We start from the raw sequence: 16,448 nt of genomic DNA, 5'->3' as shown, positions 1-16,448 counted from the left end.
ATGAGTCAATCTACCATTCTGATTGTTGAAGATGACGCCGGATTACGAGAAGCCTTAGTCGATACCTTACAGTTAGCTGGCTATGCTTGTGAACAAGCCTCAAGCGCTGAATCGGCCTTGCTACTATTGTCTGAGATGACTGTGGACTTAGTGGTGAGTGACGTTCAAATGGGCGGTATGGACGGCTTAAGCCTGCTCAAAAACATCAAACAAAAATGGCCGCAAACCCCAGTACTGTTGATGACTGCTTATGCCAAAATTGACGACGCGGTAGCGGCAATGCGTGATGGCGCTATTGACTATCTTTCTAAACCCTTCTCACCTGAGGTTTTACTTAACCAAGTAGGCCGTTATGCGCCAGCAAGTAAAGTTGAAACTACAGAACCTATTTATGGCGATGCCTCAACTGAGGCTTTATTAAAGCTAAGTCAAAAAGTAGCCGCATCAGAAGCCTCGGTATTAATCAGTGGGCCAAGTGGGGCCGGTAAAGAAGTGCTATCGCGTTATATCCATGATTGCTCTAATCGAAAAGATCAAGCCTTTGTGGCAATTAACTGCGCGGCGATCCCCGAAAACATGCTAGAAGCGACCTTGTTTGGCTATGAGAAAGGAGCCTTTACCGGTGCAATCAAAGCTTGTCCGGGTAAGTTTGAGCAAGCCCAAGGTGGTACCATTTTACTCGATGAAATTAGTGAAATGGATTTAGGTCTACAAGCCAAGTTATTACGCGTATTGCAAGAGCGTGAAGTTGAACGTTTGGGTAGCCGTAAGATGATTCAGCTTGACGTTCGAGTAATTGCCACTAGTAACCGTGATATGCGAGAAATTGTACGCTTGGGTCAGTTTAGAGAAGATCTGTATTATCGTTTAAATGTCTTTCCTCTGCATTGGCGACCTTTAGCTGAGCGCAAAGGAGATATTTTGCCGTTGGCTCAACACTTATTAACGCGTCATAGCAAGTGCCAGTTTGAATTAAGCTTAAGTGCTCAGCAAAAGCTATTGGCGCACGCTTGGCCGGGTAACGTTCGCGAGTTAGATAATGTGATGCAGCGTGCAATTATTCTAGCTAATGGAGATGTGATTGATAGCGATTGCCTGATCATTGAAAATCAGATGACGCCTGTAGCCTTGCCTGAGCACATCGATGATTTGCCGTCTGTCGCAGAGCCCTTAGGTAACGAACTTCGCCAACAGGAGCAGCAAATTATCTTAGATACGCTGCGGGCGTGTAACGGTAAGCGTAAGGCTGTGGCGGAAAAACTGGGCATTAGCCCGCGCACTTTGCGTTATAAGTTAGCTCGAATAAAAGATGCCGGTATAGAGCTCCCCGCATAAACTTATCTAGCAGACTTGAACAAAATTTAGCAGTATGTCGGAATGTCATACTGCTTTTTTATTTCAAAATGAGATAACTGTCCGCACTAATCGGTTTTTTGTTAATAAATTGGTGAGGCTTCTTGTTCTCTTTTCACGTATAATGCCGCCGAATTTTAGTTCTCTACTAACTCCAGAAGAGAACACGCATTTTGCTATGGACATTACGGAGGACTCATGACTCAGAACGTTCCAGTGGTAACCATTGATGGCCCGAGTGGATCAGGTAAAGGCACTCTATGCCAAAAACTAGCAGAGCATTACCAGTGGCACCTTTTGGATAGCGGAGCGATTTATCGAGTTCTTGCCCTAGCTGCTCTTCACCATGATGTGGCTTTAGATAATGAAGACGCCCTAAGCCTATTGGCTGCTCATCTTGACGTAAGCTTTAAAGCCAGTGAAAAGGGCACCTTAGTGATTTTGGAAGGAGAAGATGTCTCTTTTGAAATCAGAAAGGAAACCGTTGGCAATGCCGCTTCTAAAGTGGCGGCATTTCCTCGAGTAAGAGAAGCCTTGTTGCGTCGCCAACGCGCATTTAGACAAACGCCCGGTTTGATTGCAGACGGCCGAGATATGGGAACGGTGATATTTGTAGATGCACCAGCGAAAATATTTTTAGAAGCCAGTGCTGCGGAACGAGCCCAGCGGCGCTATAATCAGTTGCAAGAAAAGGGCTTTAATGTTAGTTTTGAACACCTTTTGAGCGAAATCGAAGAACGTGACCAGCGTGATCGAAATCGAACGGTGGCACCTTTGGTACCCGCTCAAGATGCGTTAGTTATTGATTCAACATCACTTTCTATTGAAGAAGTGGTGAAATTATCGATAGAGTTTATCGATAATAAATTAACCCAGTAATCTCTGGGACTTGGTGCACCTAAACACGGACGAGTTAGGTGTTTATTGTTAACCCCATTTAGCCGGATTGCTAAGTGGACGTTTTTATATGTGTAATTAAATAATGACTGAATCTTTTGCTCAACTCTTTGAAGAGTCACTTCAGGATCTAGAATTCCGTTCTGGTTCGATTGTTAAAGGTACTGTAGTAGGTATCGAAAACGGCATGGTACTAGTAGACGCTGGCCTTAAGTCAGAATCTGCCATTCCTGCTGAGCAGTTCAAAAACTCTGCTGGCGAATTAGAAATTGAAGTTGGCGCTGAAGTTGATGTTGCGCTTGACGCAGTAGAAGATGGTTTCGGTGAAACTGTTCTTTCTCGCGAAAAAGCTAAACGTCACGAAGCGTGGATCCAACTTGAAAGTGCTTACGAAGAGCAAGCAACGGTTGTTGGTATCATTAACGGTAAAGTTAAAGGTGGCTTTACAGTTGAAGTTAACACCATCCGTGCATTCTTGCCTGGTTCTCTAGTTGACGTTCGCCCAGTTCGCGATACTGCTCACCTAGAAGGTAAAGAGCTTGAATTTAAAGTTATCAAACTTGATCAGAAGCGCAATAACGTAGTGGTTTCTCGTCGTGCTGTTATCGAAACTGAAAACAGTGTTGAACGTGACCAACTTCTTGAGAACCTACAAGAAGGTCAAGAAGTTAAAGGTATCGTTAAGAACCTTACTGACTACGGTGCATTCGTTGATCTTGGCGGTGTTGACGGTCTACTACACATCACTGACATGGCTTGGAAACGTGTTAAGCACCCAAGCGAAATTGTTAATGTTGGCGACGAAATCAACGTTAAAGTACTTAAGTTCGACCGCGAGCGCACTCGTGTATCTCTAGGTCTGAAACAATTGGGTGAAGATCCATGGGTAGCTATTGCTAACCGTTACCCTGAAGGTGCTCGTCTTGAAGGTCGCGTAACTAACCTAACTGATTACGGTTGTTTCGTAGAAATCGAAGACGGTGTTGAAGGTCTAGTTCACGTTTCTGAAATGGATTGGACTAACAAAAACATCCACCCATCTAAAGTTGTTAACGTGGGTGACCTTGTTGAAGTTATGGTATTGGATATCGACGAAGAACGTCGTCGTATCTCACTTGGTTTGAAACAATGTAAAGTTAATCCATGGGAGCTATTCGCTAGCACTCATGATAAGAACGACAAAGTTTCAGGTAAGATCAAGTCTATCACTGACTTTGGTATCTTCATCGGCCTTGACGGCGGTATTGACGGTCTTGTTCACCTATCTGACATCTCTTGGGATGCTCAAGGTGAAGAAGCAGTTCGTGACTTTAAGAAAGGTGACGAAATTGAAGCCGTTGTACTTCAAGTGGATGCAGAACGTGAGCGTATTAGCCTAGGTGTTAAACAGCTTGCTGAAGACCCATTCAACAACTACCTAGCAGACCTTAAGAAAGGTGCTCTAGTTAGCGGTACTGTAACTGAAGTTGATGCTAAAGGCGCAACTGTTGAGCTAGCAAGTGGTGTAGAAGGCTACCTACGTGCTGGTGACGTTAGCCGTGACCGTGTTGAAGACGCTTCACTAGTTCTTTCTGTTGGTGACCAACTTGAAGCTAAGTTTGTTGGTGTTGACCGTAAGAACCGTGTAATCAGCCTTTCTATCCGTGCTAAAGATGAAGCGGACGAGAAAGAAGCAATGGCTACTCTGAACAAGAAAGAAGATGCTCAGATTGGTAACGCTATGGCTGATGCATTCAAATCAGCGCTTAAAGGCGAATAATCGTTAAATCTTTTTAGATTTATGTGATTGAATATTGGGGGGGACTTGTTCCCCCCATTTCTTTATCTACACTGGTATTAGTTCCCTTTATCAATGGCTTGGAGAATCCATGACTAAATCTGATTTGATTGAAATACTCGCTAGTAAACATATTCAATTTACCAGTAAAGAAATTGAGTCGGCTATTAAAGAAATTCTTGAGCAAATGACCTGTTCTTTACAGGATGGCGACAGAATTGAGATCCGTGGGTTTGGTAGTTTTTCTTTGCACTTTAGGGCTCCTCGCGTAGGACGCAATCCTAAAACAGGTGAAAAAGTCGAACTCTCTGGCAAGTATGTTCCGCACTTTAAACCTGGTAAAGAGTTAAGAGAGCGGGTTAATACAGGCCTATAAGCCGTTTGTTTTACAATACGGTGATCTTGGCTGGTTAAATTAGCGTGATTGCTGCATAATTTCCCTAGCTTTTGTTTGGCTCTGGGAGGTTATGTGAAAGCAATTTTTTCAACATTATTGTTAGTTGTATTATTTGTTACTGCTCTCGCCATGGGCGCACAGAATGACGAATTGGTAAGGGTTAATTATCTTATCGCCGAGTCTGAAATGCGCTTATCTTGGTTAATGGCTGGGCTTTTTATTGCTGGATTCATTACCTGTCTTTTGTTTTTGTTAGCTTTTTATACTCGAATCCGTCTAGAACGTGCTGCTCTTCGAAGGCGTTTGGCTAAACAACAAAAACAGCTTAATAAATTGCAAGATGAGATGGTCAAGGATAGTTAATGCTGGGCTTGTTGTTCTTGTTATTGCCGGTTGCCGCCGCCTATGGGTGGTATATGGGGCAGCGAAGTGTTCGGCAGAACCAGCAACAGCAAACTAACCGTGTTTCCAAGCAATATGTCGAAGGCTTAAACCTTTTACTCTCCAATCAATCTGATAAAGCAGTCGATCTATTCGTTGAGCTATTGCAGGTAGATTCAGACACTATCGATACCCATTTGGCCCTTGGTAACTTGTTCCGACAGCGTGGCGAGGTGGATCGTGCTATTCGCATTCATCAAAACTTAATCGCTCGCGAAGGCATCGATATTGACCAAAAGAACCTCGCCTTACAACAACTCGCAAAAGATTACTTAGCCGCTGGTTTATTTGATCGCGCGGAAGCTTTGTTATTGGAATTACAAGACGAGCCTGATTATCGCCAAGCGGCGCTTAAACAGCTGTTAAATATCTATCAGCAAACGCGAGAGTGGCCTCAAGCCATTAGTGTGGCAAAGAAAATAGATCCAAATAAATTAAGTGATGTACATCGGCAAATCGCTCATTTTTACTGCGAACAAGCCCAAGAGTTAGAAACCGCCGGTAAATTGGCGAAAAGCCAAGCTTTATTGAAGAAAGCTTTATCTACCGATAAAAGTTGTGTCCGGGCCAGTTTGCACTTGGCGCAGATCCAGTTTGCCAATGGCGACTACAAAGCCGCGTTAAAAAACTTAAATCGTATTCCCGAGCAAGATATTGACTTTGTGTCTGATGCCTTGAGCTTGTATCAATCCTGCTGTGAGCAGTTAGTAAAACCCGAATATTTCCAACAGTTCCTTGAGTATTGTCTTTCGATTAAAAGCTCAGCGAGTGTCATTATTGCCTTATCTGCAATATATCGAGAAGCACATGGTGCTGAGCACGCTCAAGACTTATTGGCCGAGGAATTAAGGCGAAACCCTACTATGAAGGGCTTTCATCATCTTATGGGCCTGCATCTTGAGGTTGCAGAAGAAGGGCAGGCCAAGCAGAGTTTGCAAGTCTTGAGAGGCTTGGTAACTCAACAATTAAAAATAAAACCGCACTATCAGTGTCGTCGCTGTGGCTTTTCCTCTCACTCCATTTACTGGCATTGCCCGTCATGTAAGAGTTGGGGAACGGTGAAACCGATAGTGGGATTAGACGGAGAGTAATATTAACATGCAAGACCCTAAGGTATTGGTTGCCCTTGATTATGCTGATCTACGGCAGTGTATGAGCTTTGTTGATGGCCTAGAGCCCAGCTCATGCCGCTTAAAAGTGGGTAAGGAAATGTTTACCTTGTTTGGCCCAGAGTTAGTGAAAGCGCTACATCACAAAGGCTTTGAAGTATTTTTAGATCTTAAATTTCATGATATTCCCAATACCGTAGCCAAGGCTGTCGCGGCAGCGGCTGAATTAGGGGTTTGGATGGTCAATGTGCACGCCAGTGGAGGGCGTCGCATGATGGAAGCCGCCAAGGCTGCCTTACAACCATATGGCGACAAACGTCCTAAGTTAATCGCTGTTACGGTGCTTACCAGCATGGAGCAAGCCGACTTACAAGACTTAGGCATAGAGCTTAGCCCACAGCAGCAGGTTGAGCGACTAGCTAGCTTAACTCAGCAGTGTGGCTTAGATGGTGTGGTTTGCTCGGCGCATGAGGCAACGGCATTAAAGAGTTTACTCGGTGAAGACTTCTTGCTGGTGACTCCGGGGATCCGCCCCAGTGGCAGTGAGCAAGGAGATCAGCGTCGTATCATGACGCCTGTAGAAGCCATTGCTGCGGGCTCTGATTACCTTGTTATTGGCCGCCCGATTACCCAAGCGGCCTCGCCTAAGCAGGTATTGCAGCAAATTAATCAAGAGTTGTCTGAGTAAGCGGGGCGTGGCCCAAGCCAATAAGCTAGCACTGCTAGGATTAGGCCGAGGCTAGCAAAAATAAGATGGGCATCAATGGCGACATCGATGCCTATCATGCCACTAACCCAGGGGTCATCGCCGTAATACTGCTCAAGAGCTAATTTAAGCGCAATCGCGGCCAGTACTAAATAACCAGACTTAGGTTTATCACAGCATACATCCCTACAAGCACCGTAAACAATTAAGCCGTGGGTCACTCCCGATAGTCCTACATAAATATGGTAGTTGGTGAGCATTATCGAAGCACCGCCAATAATTGCCAGTAAACTGCTTAATAAGCAAAATTGCCAATTGGATAATCGGTCATCATAAATGAAATAAATCACTGCTAGGGTCATCATATTCATCACCCAGTGAGTGAGGTTGCCATGGGCCAGATTGCCGGTGAAGATGCGCCAATACTCACCTTGTTGTATCAGTGGCCTATTCCAAGCAAGTAGCTCTGAGTGAGCTAACGAAAACCAGCTCACGCTAATCACTAGCAGTAAAAACCAGTAGCGTTTCAATAATAGCTGCAACACGCTTATTCGTAACTCAAAGGATCTTTAACCCCATTTAGCTGGAAGGCTTCGAGGCGTTCTTGGCAAGCTCCACATTTACCGCAGGCATGCTCCCTTCCGTTATAACAGGTCCAAGTCTTGGCATAATCAAGCTGCATGCTTAGGCCGTCACGCAAAATATCTATTTTAGACTGTTCTAGGTAGGGGCTAATCACTTCTACCGCTTCGTAGTTAGCAATTAAACTCACCTCGTTCATCTTTTTAACGAATTCAGGGCGACAATCAGGGTAGATAGCATGATCGCCAGAGTGGGCACCATAAAAGACTTTTTTAGCGCCAATCGAAACCGCATAGCCAATCGCAAGAGATAACAAAATCATATTGCGGTTAGGCACTACCGTTGATTTCATCGATTCTTCTTGATAATCCCCTTCAGGAATATCAATATCGGAAGTCAATGATGAGCCAGCTAATAGTTGATTGATACTGGTGATATCAACAATCTTGTGTTCAATGCCCAGCTCCTGGCAGACTTTTTGCGCATATTCCAGCTCTTTAACGTGGCGTTGCCCGTAGTTGAAGCTGAGTGCATGGGGCTGAAGGCCAAGTTGTAGCGTTTTATGTAACACGGTGAAGGAATCCATACCACCGGAATAAATAACCACGGCTTTTTGTTTCATCTTTTACTCATCAAATATGTTCTAATATGCTGTAGATTCTCCCTTATTATGATTTGGTATACAAATGTCAAAACAAGCTTTACCGGTAAATGAAATATTTGAAACTATTCAAGGTGAAGGTTTCCACACCGGGGTTGCCGCTGTTTTTATTCGCTTACAAGGATGTGACGTAGGCTGTTCTTGGTGTGATACTAAACATACTTGGCAGGTTTCCCCCGATGACCAAGTGAGTAGTGAGCAAATTATTGGGGTGAGTGGTGATACCGCTCGTTGGGCGAAACTTTCTGCCCAGCAGCTTTGTGATTTACTCACTCAGTACAGTGCAAAACATATCGTGATTACTGGCGGAGAGCCTGCCATGTACGACTTAACTGAGTTAACAGGCGTCTTAATTCAAGCGGGATATTCGGTGCAGCTAGAAACCAGTGGCACCTACCCAATTCGAGTTGCGCCAGAAACCTGGGTGACAGTATCACCAAAAGTCGCCATGCAAGGTGGTAAAACGGTGTTAATTGACGCATTAGAGCGAACAAATGAAATTAAGCATCCGGTAGCTAGAGAGCGAGATATAGATAATCTGCAAGCATTGCTGAATCGCATGCAAAATAAGCAAAGCGTGCTAGTTTGTTTACAACCTATTAGTCAGCAAACTCGGGCTACTCAATTGTGTATTGATGCCTGTATTGCAAACAATTGGCGCTTATCTTTGCAGACACATAAGTTTATTGGAATTGAGTAGTAAGATATTTTCTGTTTTTATTTTTACTTATATAAAGGATGACTATGACTATTTTAGTAACCGGCGGCGCCGGCTATATCGGTAGCCACACCGTAGTCGAATTATTGGAGCAGGGAGAAGAGGTGGTGATTGTTGATAACCTCTGCAACTCTCATCCGGCTTCTGTTGATAGAATTGAACAAATTTGTAAAAAGCGTCCTGATTTTTACCAAGTGGACGTATGTAATAAATTAGCCTTGGCAGAGGTTTTTGCTCAGTATCAATTTAAATCGGTGATACATTTTGCCGGTTTAAAAGCGGTAGGAGAGTCGACGACTATTCCATTACATTATTATCAAAATAACGTCTCTGGAACCTTAACTCTATGTGAGGTGATGGCAGAATATGGTGTTAAAAATTTGGTGTTTAGTTCATCGGCTACGGTGTATGGTGATCCACATACCGTTCCCATATTAGAAAGCTTTCCAACTGGCGCAACCAATCCTTATGGACGTTCTAAATTAATTGTGGAACAAATTTTAGGGGATTTATATCAATCCGATAATAGTTGGAATATTGCCTTATTACGTTATTTTAATCCGGTAGGTGCGCATAAGTCTGGTTTAATTGGCGAAGATCCTAATGGCATTCCAAATAACTTGGTTCCCTATATCACTCAAGTGGCTGTTGGTCGTTTACAGCAACTCAGTGTATTTGGCGATGATTACAATACACCAGATGGGACAGGGGTGAGAGATTACATTCATGTGGTTGATTTAGCTAAGGGACATTTAAAAGCCTTAGCTAAGCTGGCTGATAACGCCGGGTTGGTGACCTACAATTTAGGTACTGGTCAAGGCTATAGTGTATTAGAAATGCTTAAAGCCTTTGAAAAGGTATCTGGTAAGACTATTGCTTATAAAATGGCACCGCGCCGCCCTGGTGATATTGCGGCTTGTTACTCTGATCCCAGCTTAGCTAAACGGGAATTAAACTGGCAGGCCGAATTAGACTTAAATGACATGGCCGAAGATTCTTGGCGCTGGCAACAAGCCAATCCAAACGGTTTTGCTTAATCAAATAAAAAAGGAGCTATAAAGCTCCTTTTTTATAAGGATATTGGACTAAATTAAGAAGTCTTCTTTAGTCTTTCCTTCGTTCTTGATAGCTTTCTGAATAGGAGATGGGGTTCTTCCTTGGCCAGTCCAAGTTTTCTCTTGGCCATTTTCATCAATAAACTTATATTTTGGGGGTAGAGGCTGACGTTTTTTACGCTCTTTAACCGGAGCATCGCCAATCATTTCTAATAATTCGTTAGGATCGATGCCATCTTGTTCAAGCAAGGCTTTATATTTTTCTAGCTTTTCTCTTTTTTCTTGCTGTTGCTTTTCTTCTTCTTGTTTAAGCGCGTAACGCTCATCCAAAATAGTTTTTAGTTTATTATAGCTATCTTCTATTTGCTCAATAGATAGCTCTTTGGTAGCCGCTTTAAGGCTTCTTGCGTTTAAAAATACCTTAACAAAGTCGCTCATATTAATCCTACATTCATTTAATTTTTAATTAGAGAATCAATTAAATTTTAATTGTTAATTAGTTCTTGTCAATTACTCATGTTTATTTAAGTAGTTTTTTAAATTATTTTGATAAAATTACAGGTTTGTTAGTGGTTGAAGATTCTGCTTTTGTGGGTATAATGCAGCCACTAACGCTATATTGTAGAGGAGCGCTGGTCAAAAGTACTACAAAGTGGGGTGACACCTATGGCTTTGTAAGAAAGGGGCCCGCGCCGAAGTAAATCGTCTCGTCAACACGGTTTGCTGGTGACGCATTTAATAAGTGCGCCACTGTCATAGTGAATACTATGGAGAGCTACAGAGTGCCGCCTTCGTAGTGCTCACTCAGTTTGCTCTCTGGATTAAATAACAGAGAATAGATGCAAACCATGTCTTATACAGATTCTTTTTTATCGGTACTCCCGCCACTTATCGCCTTAAGTGTCGCTTTAATCTCCCGTCGAGTGATTGTTGCGCTAAGCTGTGGCATTGTCGCCGGAGCCCTGCTTATTAGCGAGTTTTCTTTTATCTCGTCCACTGAGTACCTAGGCAATTTAGCCTTGGGGCTAGTGTGGGATGACGGTGCGGCTAATGGTTGGAACATTCAAATTATTGCGTTTTTATTATTGCTGGGGGCAATGACCAGCTTAATGACCGCCACCGGTTCTACCTCCGCTTTTGCAAACTGGGCGAAAAAACGTATCCAAACACGCCGCCAAGCCACTATGACCACCGCTTTATTAAGCTTTGTGGTGTTTGTGGATGATTACTTCCACAGCCTAGCGGTGGGCAGTGTAACGCGTCCCCTTACCGATCAAGCAGGAGTATCGCGGGCTAAGTTGGCTTATTTGTTGGATTCCACCGCCGCACCGATGTGTGTGCTGATGCCGTTGTCTAGCTGGGGGGCCTATATTATTGCCCTAGTGGGAGGGTTGTTGGTTACCCACGGCATATCTGATATCAGTCCCTTAGCGGCCTTCGCTAGCATGGTTCCACTGAATTTCTACGCTATTTTTGCGTTATTAATGGCCTTAGCCGTGGCTTATTTTAATCTCAATATTGGCCCTATGCGTCAGCATGAAAGTGCCGCGGAGCAAGGCCAATTATTTGATGCCGAAAAAGGTACCCCAGCGGGAAGCGTAAACCATGATTTTGAAGCTGATAATGGCTCGCCGTTAGGCCTAGTATTACCGATTGTAATTTTGACCCTAGTGACTTTTTCTAGTTTTGTTATTACCGGTGCGGCTGCGCTGGAGCAAGAGCAAAACTTTACACTACTGGCTGCCTTAGAAAATACCGATGTAACTATCTCCTTGGTTTATGGTGGCATCGTGGGTTTGTTGATTAGCGGCTTGTTTGCTATTCGTCAGCGTTTGTCTTTAGCCCAAGTGGGGAAAGCCGTTTACCTAGGCTTTAAAGCGATGCTGCCGGCTATCATTATTTTGTTATTTGCTTGGTCTATTAGCGGTGTGATTGGTGATCTAGAAACGGGTAAATATCTCGCTTCTCAACTGGATGGCGCGATGAATCCAGCCATGTTACCGATGTTGATTTTTGTATTGGCCGGTTTGATGGCCTTTGCTACCGGCACTAGTTGGGGTACTTTTGGTATCATGTTACCGATTGCTGCTGATATGGCTGTGGCCAGTGAAGTGAGTTTGATGTTGCCAATGCTATCGGCGGTATTAGCTGGAGCGGTATTTGGTGACCATTGTTCTCCTATTTCTGATACCACCATTTTGTCCTCTACCGGCTCTGCTTGTCATCATATCGACCACGTAGCGACTCAGTTGCCCTACGCCTTGTTGGTTGCAGCCATCAGTATGCTGAGTTACCTAGTCATGGGCTTAAGTGGCAGTGTTAGCGCTGCGTTGTCAGTTGGTCTTGTGGCATTTGCTATTGTCACCGGTGCTTTGTACCATCGCCAACAAACGGCGGCGATGGCGCTAAATAACTCGATATAAATAAAGAGGGGTAAATGGCTTCACTACATTTTAAATATGCGGCAATGAACTCTGGAAAGTCGACCCAGTTGATTCAGGCGCATTTTAACTATCAAGAGCGGGGCATGAACCCTTTAGCGCTGATTCCTGCAATGGATACTCGTGACGGCGTGGGGATAATTAAAGCGCGGGTTGGTTTGTCCTTAACAGCTGAAACCTTTTGTGAGCAGCAAGACTTATTTACTTCGGTAAAAGCCAAGCATCAACAACAGGCTTTGGATGTGGTGATTGTTGATGAAGGCCAGTTTTTATCTCGTGCTCAGGTCTACCAACTGGCGAAAGTAGTGGATGATTTACACATACCGGTAATGGTATACGGGCTTAAAACTGATTTCCGTGGGGAGTTATTTGAAGGCGCTTATCATTTATTGTGTTTGGCGGACAAGTTAGAAGAGTTAAAAACTATTTGTTGGTGCGGCAATAAAGGCCACTTTAATGCGCGTATCGATGGACAAGGTCGTGTGCTTAGTGAAGGTGAGCAAATCGAAATCGGTGGTAACGACCGCTATGTGTCTTTGTGTCGCAAGCACTTTATTCAAGGCAATGCCGGCGAACACTAGGGCTGGTTGAGTTTTTTCAGAGCGTCGTTACAGCGGCGCTCTGCTGACTTTAATTCCATTAACACCACCTGAATATCCTCTAGCTGCTGTAATAGGCTCAGCTTTTTTAGTTTTATATTGTCAATTAAACTAAGCACTTCTTGGCTAGAGTTCATTTTCGCGTCGTATAAATCAAATAACTCTTTTATTTCGCTTAAGGAAAAACCTAGGCGTTTACCCCGTAGTACCAGCTTTAAGCGTAATTTATCGTGTTTTGAATAGAGCCGCTTGCTCGCGACGCGTTTTGGGTGCAATAAACCTTGATCTTCGTAGAAGCGAATGCTGCGGGTGCTAATGGTAAACTCTTTAGCCAAATCACTAATGGTGTAAGGGGTTGGGTTGTTTACCATATTGCCTCTCTGTGCAGTAAGACCTAACTGAAGAGTGGGGGAATTTGCCGGGCTGGTCAAGCAACCGGCAAGTTGCCGGTTGCTAATGCCATTTTAGAAGCTGTGGTTGTATTGTAGCGCAACGATGTAGGCGTCACCCTTAGATACAAATTCCACCCCTTCTTCGTTAAAGCTGCCTTCTTTACCTTGAATGTAGGTAAAGCCGGCATCTAAGCTTCCTTGCTCACTGAGGTGGTAAGTAAAGCCTAAGCCGTAGTTATAACGGTCATTATCTGGAATACTGATGGTTTTGTGAGTCCGCGAAGGGCTGCGGTCAAAGGCCATACCGGCGCGTAACTCCCATTCAGGATTGAGGTACCAAGTGGCACCAAACGATACGCGATAAGAGTCGCTAAATTTTTCATCTTTTTGCATCACACTGCCAATGCCATCAGAGGTGGCATTGATCTCTTGGAAGGTACTCCAGCCCGTCCAAACATAGCTATAGTGAACCGCTACCGCTTGATTAAGGCGGTTGTAACCAGAAAACTCAAAAATATCAGGTAAATTTAGGGTTAATTTACCGGGGATTTCTTCTCCACCTGTGCCGTAGGGGTTAGTGCTAAGGCCTTCGGGAATGTCGGAATAAAAATCACCCTTAAATTTAAGATCTACTTTAGAGCGGTAGCTAATACCATAACGATGATTGGGGTTGATTTCCCACATCGCGCCCACGTTCCAACCATAGCCCCAGCCATCACCTTTTAAGTGTGCCGCGTTGCCTGAAGCCGGGAAGGGACTGTTGCTACCGAAGTTGCGAATGAGTTTGGCTGTACCATAAACGGCATTCAGTCCCGCACCAATGCTAAAATGAGAATTGACGCGGTAGGAGACATTGGGGTTTAAGTTGAGGGTAATTAACTCTGTTTGGCCGGCAATTGGGCCTGCAGCATAATCGTCAGGATACTCGGTGGATAGGCCGAAATTAGAGAACATACCAAAGCCCCAAGCCCATTTGTCATTAATCGGTTGAATGAAGTAGCCAGCTGGCACTGGCGCGCCAGGTACTACGTCTTCATTATCTAGGGCTCGGTCGAGGGCATTGACCCCAGTATTCCCTTTTACGTAAACGTCAGGTTTGATGTAAGTTAAAGCACCGGATACGGCAATGCTGTCAAACATTGACATGGCAGCAGGGTTACGCGCCAGTACCGAAGCATTGTCGGCGACCGCTGCTTCACCAGCAAATGAGCGGCCAAGCCCGGAAGCGGAGTGTTCTACTAGTTGGAAACCGGCAGCGTTTACATGAGCGGCAGTTAAGGCGGCCGACGTAGCAATAAGCGCTTGTGATAATTTCCTTATGTTCATTATTCCCTCTCTTTTTACGGGTTATGTGGTCGACATTTTATAGGGTCACAAAGCTGACCTCTGACCAGACTAGGAGCAAAAACCCGCAATGTTAAGCATTTGTTAAATGTTTTTGTCAAAAACACGAGCTGTAGCACAAAAGTTAAACAGGTGTTTAATGTTGGTGGCTTGGCAATATAGCGGGTTGACAGTAAACATCAAGCTTAGATGTTTAAGTTTTTGAGGCTGATAGCTATAAAAAGGCCGTTTAGCGTAGCAAAGCGGCCTTAAGTTAGGATGAAGCTTAAATTGCTTGATTCAGTTCAGCGGTAAGCGTATGCAGGGTTTTTTCTATAGGCTCTTTCATTTCGCCAACCACCACTAGGCTGGCGTTCGCTAGCGGTTCAACCATGCCGTGTAAGGTTTTATCTGAAAAGCTCTGTACGGTCTTTAATTCGGTTGATTTAGGCACCACAAAAACATTGATGTTGGAACCCATTTTGCCTTTCATTACCATGTGCAAGGCTGGGCTGCCGGCATAAGCACAATGATTGACATAAACCACTTTACCAGGAAGTTGTTCAAAGCTCGCACCATAACGTGCCAATTTAGCGTTAATGGTTTGCAGGCTTGGCTGTTCGTCAACTCCGCTGGTGTAGGGCATCTCTTCATAAACATGCTGTAGTGCCAGTTGCCCCATATCTGCGGCTTGTTGCTGCCAATGAAATAAGCTGGTACTCAGGCCTAGAGCAAAGGCAATGGAAGCGGCTATAGCAATCTGCCAACGAGACTTACGCCGGTATTGCTGGCGAGAATCATCAAAACTTTGGCGCAGCATCAGGCGCTCGGCAAGGCCATCTGGTACTTCAACGTTTAGCGCTTGCTCTAATTTATTTTCAAGCTGCTGCATATCATCATACAGCTTCTTGTTTTTGTTATTACGCCTTGCTTCCTGTAATAGCGCCTCGCTACGATTGCGAGGATTCGTATACAGCTGACGGCGAAACTCTAGCTCATCCATTACTCTGTCCTCGATGTTGGTCCTGTTCTAAGGCTTCTTTGAGTTGATTTCGTGCTCTAAAAAGCCGAGTCATGACGGTATTTTTATTTAGCTCTAACATTTGTGCAATTTCATCACCGTTAAAGCCACCAATAATTTGCAGCAGTAAAGGCTCTTTGTATTCTGGCGCAAGTTTATCAATCTGCCTCCTAAGCCATTCGTTTTCAATTTCTTGCTCACTACTATGAGCATTGATATCGGCCACTGAATGTTCTTCGATATCGACTAAATCGAATTGTTTGCGCTCAAAGCGCCGGGCGTTCTCGCGCCGCAGAATGGTAATTAACCAGGCCTTTGCCGCTTTATCGTCTTTTAGCTGCTCAAGCGAGCGCCAAGCCCTAAGAAAGGTTTCTTGAACGATGTCTTCGGCGACGTGTTTATCCTTTACCAGCCAATAAGCGTAGCGGTAAATGTCCCGGTTGTAAGCCTGTACTAAGGCCTTATAACGTGTTTGTTTTGCTTCCATACTCGACTTGACCGAGTGACTGGACTTTTTCTTTCGAAAAAAATCGACAAGCATGTTATTTCCTAGATAAATCCATTAAAGCTAATCTATCATGACAAGTGTCAAGGCGACTGAGCTTGGGTTATGCTACACAGTAGTTCTAATTATGCTTTAGTTCCGTGACAAAGGTATAACTAAAGTTTGCTGTAGATTAAAGGAAAGTTGATGAAAACGAAGTTAGAAGAATCTAAAGTTTGTTGTTGTGTGGACGTAGGTGCGGTGATCGACGGTGAAGAGCGAACCGCTGTAGTTGAAGAGCTTTATGCCGAGCAAGCTTTGGCGGAAGCGCGTCTAACTGAGCTAACAGCTAAAGCACGCAAAGCAGAATCTGATCCTTGTGAAATTAACAGTGAAATCAGCGCCGTAGAAGGTGGTGTGAAGTTAAGTGCCTCTTTCACTTTTTGTTGTCAGGCAGAAAGCCTAATTTTTCAATTAGGCCTTAACCGCTAA

General features: G+C 44.2%; 19 protein-coding genes and 1 riboswitch. Of the genes, 12 read left to right on the top strand and 7 right to left on the bottom strand.

From position 1 onward, the window contains the following. The 7 genes from AR383_RS04630 to pyrF all read left to right on the top strand — a co-directional run bounded on the left by AR383_RS04630 (window position 1) and on the right by pyrF (window position 6,662). Window positions 1–1,335: a sigma-54-dependent transcriptional regulator gene (locus AR383_RS04630; protein ID WP_055732078.1), complete on the top strand. Its 1,335-nt coding sequence runs from the start codon at window positions 1–3 to the stop codon at window positions 1,333–1,335. A gap of 216 nt (window positions 1,336–1,551) precedes the next feature. After that, a complete protein-coding gene (gene cmk, locus AR383_RS04625; RefSeq protein ID WP_055732077.1) occupies window positions 1,552–2,232 on the top strand; it encodes a (d)CMP kinase in 681 nt (226 codons plus the stop codon). Window positions 2,233–2,335: 103 nt separating this feature from the next. Beyond that, window positions 2,336–4,009: a 30S ribosomal protein S1 gene (rpsA, locus tag AR383_RS04620; protein ID WP_055732076.1), complete on the top strand. Its 1,674-nt coding sequence runs from the start codon at window positions 2,336–2,338 to the stop codon at window positions 4,007–4,009. Between the two features lie 109 nt (window positions 4,010–4,118). Then, window positions 4,119–4,403, top strand: coding sequence for an integration host factor subunit beta (locus tag AR383_RS04615; protein ID WP_055732075.1), 285 nt, complete (start codon window positions 4,119–4,121; stop codon window positions 4,401–4,403). 93 nt (window positions 4,404–4,496) lie between these two features. Continuing rightward, window positions 4,497–4,787 carry a LapA family protein gene (locus tag AR383_RS04610; RefSeq protein ID WP_055732074.1) on the top strand — a complete coding sequence of 97 codons (291 nt, stop codon included), beginning with the start codon at window positions 4,497–4,499 and terminating at the stop codon, window positions 4,785–4,787. Then, window positions 4,787–5,956, top strand: a complete 1,170-nt coding sequence (lapB, locus tag AR383_RS04605) for a lipopolysaccharide assembly protein LapB (protein WP_055732073.1) — start codon at window positions 4,787–4,789, stop codon at window positions 5,954–5,956. The genes AR383_RS04610 and lapB overlap by 1 nt, the downstream gene beginning before the upstream one ends. Window positions 5,957–5,963: 7 nt before the next feature. Then, window positions 5,964–6,662 carry an orotidine-5'-phosphate decarboxylase gene (gene pyrF, locus AR383_RS04600; protein ID WP_055732072.1) on the top strand — a complete coding sequence of 233 codons (699 nt, stop codon included), beginning with the start codon at window positions 5,964–5,966 and terminating at the stop codon, window positions 6,660–6,662. Here the strand turns inward: pyrF and rrtA are convergent. Together rrtA and queC are read right to left on the bottom strand one after the other, a co-directional pair. Then, a complete protein-coding gene (rrtA, locus tag AR383_RS04595) occupies window positions 6,644–7,225 on the bottom strand; it encodes a rhombosortase (RefSeq protein ID WP_055732071.1) in 582 nt (193 codons plus the stop codon). The two genes, pyrF and rrtA, sit on opposite strands and share 19 nt — an antisense overlap. Window positions 7,226–7,227: 2 nt before the next feature. Further along, window positions 7,228–7,884: a 7-cyano-7-deazaguanine synthase QueC gene (gene queC, locus AR383_RS04590; RefSeq protein ID WP_055732070.1), complete on the bottom strand. Its 657-nt coding sequence runs from the start codon at window positions 7,882–7,884 to the stop codon at window positions 7,228–7,230. Between the two features lie 64 nt (window positions 7,885–7,948). Between queC and queE the strand changes: the two genes are divergently transcribed. Next, the gene (gene queE, locus AR383_RS04585) at window positions 7,949–8,623 is read left to right on the top strand and encodes a 7-carboxy-7-deazaguanine synthase QueE (RefSeq protein ID WP_055732069.1); all 675 of its coding nucleotides are present in this window, start codon (window positions 7,949–7,951) and stop codon (window positions 8,621–8,623) included. Between the two features lie 44 nt (window positions 8,624–8,667). Continuing rightward, window positions 8,668–9,678 carry a UDP-glucose 4-epimerase GalE gene (galE, locus tag AR383_RS04580; RefSeq protein ID WP_055732068.1) on the top strand — a complete coding sequence of 337 codons (1,011 nt, stop codon included), beginning with the start codon at window positions 8,668–8,670 and terminating at the stop codon, window positions 9,676–9,678. Window positions 9,679–9,726: 48 nt separating this feature from the next. Here galE and AR383_RS04575 read toward each other — a convergent pair whose 3' ends face one another. Continuing rightward, the gene (locus AR383_RS04575; RefSeq protein WP_055732067.1) at window positions 9,727–10,134 is read right to left on the bottom strand and encodes an H-NS family histone-like protein; all 408 of its coding nucleotides are present in this window, start codon (window positions 10,132–10,134) and stop codon (window positions 9,727–9,729) included. Window positions 10,135–10,310: 176 nt separating this feature from the next. Next, window positions 10,311–10,482, top strand: a riboswitch (Lysine riboswitch). A 53-nt stretch (window positions 10,483–10,535) separates the two neighbouring features. Between AR383_RS04575 and AR383_RS04570 the strand changes: the two genes are divergently transcribed. Both AR383_RS04570 and AR383_RS04565 read left to right on the top strand, forming a co-directional pair. Beyond that, complete coding sequence (locus tag AR383_RS04570) at window positions 10,536–12,119, top strand: Na+/H+ antiporter NhaC family protein (RefSeq protein WP_055732066.1); 1,584 nt, start codon at window positions 10,536–10,538, stop codon at window positions 12,117–12,119. 14 nt (window positions 12,120–12,133) lie between these two features. Next, window positions 12,134–12,718 (top strand): thymidine kinase, encoded by a 585-nt coding sequence (locus tag AR383_RS04565; RefSeq protein WP_055732065.1) that lies wholly within the window; start codon window positions 12,134–12,136, stop codon window positions 12,716–12,718. Here the strand turns inward: AR383_RS04565 and AR383_RS04560 are convergent. The 4 genes from AR383_RS04560 to AR383_RS04545 all read right to left on the bottom strand — a co-directional run bounded on the left by AR383_RS04560 (window position 12,715) and on the right by AR383_RS04545 (window position 16,013). After that, window positions 12,715–13,107, bottom strand: a complete 393-nt coding sequence (locus AR383_RS04560; RefSeq protein ID WP_055732064.1) for a MerR family transcriptional regulator — start codon at window positions 13,105–13,107, stop codon at window positions 12,715–12,717. The genes AR383_RS04565 and AR383_RS04560 overlap by 4 nt on opposite strands. Window positions 13,108–13,200: 93 nt before the next feature. After that, entirely contained in the window at window positions 13,201–14,454 is a 1,254-nt protein-coding gene (locus AR383_RS04555; RefSeq protein WP_055732063.1) for an outer membrane protein transport protein, read from the bottom strand. Window positions 14,455–14,737: 283 nt separating this feature from the next. After that, window positions 14,738–15,454, bottom strand: coding sequence for a DUF3379 family protein (locus tag AR383_RS04550; protein ID WP_055732062.1), 717 nt, complete (start codon window positions 15,452–15,454; stop codon window positions 14,738–14,740). Then, on the bottom strand, window positions 15,447–16,013 hold the full coding sequence (locus tag AR383_RS04545) for a sigma-70 family RNA polymerase sigma factor (protein WP_055732061.1): 567 nt from the start codon (window positions 16,011–16,013) through the stop codon (window positions 15,447–15,449). The genes AR383_RS04550 and AR383_RS04545 overlap by 8 nt, the downstream gene beginning before the upstream one ends. 150 nt (window positions 16,014–16,163) lie before the next feature. On the opposite strand from AR383_RS04545, the gene AR383_RS04540 reads away from it, so the two are divergent. Beyond that, window positions 16,164–16,448, top strand: coding sequence for a YfcZ/YiiS family protein (locus AR383_RS04540; protein WP_055732060.1), 285 nt, complete (start codon window positions 16,164–16,166; stop codon window positions 16,446–16,448).

Origin of the sequence: Agarivorans gilvus (assembly GCF_001420915.1) — a bacterium.
GTDB classification, from domain to species: domain Bacteria; phylum Pseudomonadota; class Gammaproteobacteria; order Enterobacterales; family Celerinatantimonadaceae; genus Agarivorans; species Agarivorans gilvus.
This window is presented reverse-complemented; position numbering and strand designations above follow the sequence as displayed.

Coding starts and splice junctions, on each gene's coding strand:
- AR383_RS04575 (WP_055732067.1), bottom strand. CDS start 10,134: ATGAGCGACTTTGTTAAGGTATTTTTAAACGCAAGAAGCCTTAAAGCG.
- AR383_RS04555 (WP_055732063.1), bottom strand. CDS start 14,454: ATGAACATAAGGAAATTATCACAAGCGCTTATTGCTACGTCGGCCGCC.
- AR383_RS04560 (WP_055732064.1), bottom strand. CDS start 13,107: ATGGTAAACAACCCAACCCCTTACACCATTAGTGATTTGGCTAAAGAG.
- cmk (WP_055732077.1), top strand. CDS start 1,552: ATGACTCAGAACGTTCCAGTGGTAACCATTGATGGCCCGAGTGGATCA.
- queC (WP_055732070.1), bottom strand. CDS start 7,884: ATGAAACAAAAAGCCGTGGTTATTTATTCCGGTGGTATGGATTCCTTC.
- queE (WP_055732069.1), top strand. CDS start 7,949: ATGTCAAAACAAGCTTTACCGGTAAATGAAATATTTGAAACTATTCAA.
- AR383_RS04550 (WP_055732062.1), bottom strand. CDS start 15,454: ATGGATGAGCTAGAGTTTCGCCGTCAGCTGTATACGAATCCTCGCAAT.
- AR383_RS04630 (WP_055732078.1), top strand. CDS start 1: ATGAGTCAATCTACCATTCTGATTGTTGAAGATGACGCCGGATTACGA.
- AR383_RS04565 (WP_055732065.1), top strand. CDS start 12,134: ATGGCTTCACTACATTTTAAATATGCGGCAATGAACTCTGGAAAGTCG.
- AR383_RS04570 (WP_055732066.1), top strand. CDS start 10,536: ATGCAAACCATGTCTTATACAGATTCTTTTTTATCGGTACTCCCGCCA.
- AR383_RS04540 (WP_055732060.1), top strand. CDS start 16,164: ATGAAAACGAAGTTAGAAGAATCTAAAGTTTGTTGTTGTGTGGACGTA.
- lapB (WP_055732073.1), top strand. CDS start 4,787: ATGCTGGGCTTGTTGTTCTTGTTATTGCCGGTTGCCGCCGCCTATGGG.
- AR383_RS04545 (WP_055732061.1), bottom strand. CDS start 16,013: ATGCTTGTCGATTTTTTTCGAAAGAAAAAGTCCAGTCACTCGGTCAAG.
- galE (WP_055732068.1), top strand. CDS start 8,668: ATGACTATTTTAGTAACCGGCGGCGCCGGCTATATCGGTAGCCACACC.
- AR383_RS04615 (WP_055732075.1), top strand. CDS start 4,119: ATGACTAAATCTGATTTGATTGAAATACTCGCTAGTAAACATATTCAA.
- pyrF (WP_055732072.1), top strand. CDS start 5,964: ATGCAAGACCCTAAGGTATTGGTTGCCCTTGATTATGCTGATCTACGG.
- rpsA (WP_055732076.1), top strand. CDS start 2,336: ATGACTGAATCTTTTGCTCAACTCTTTGAAGAGTCACTTCAGGATCTA.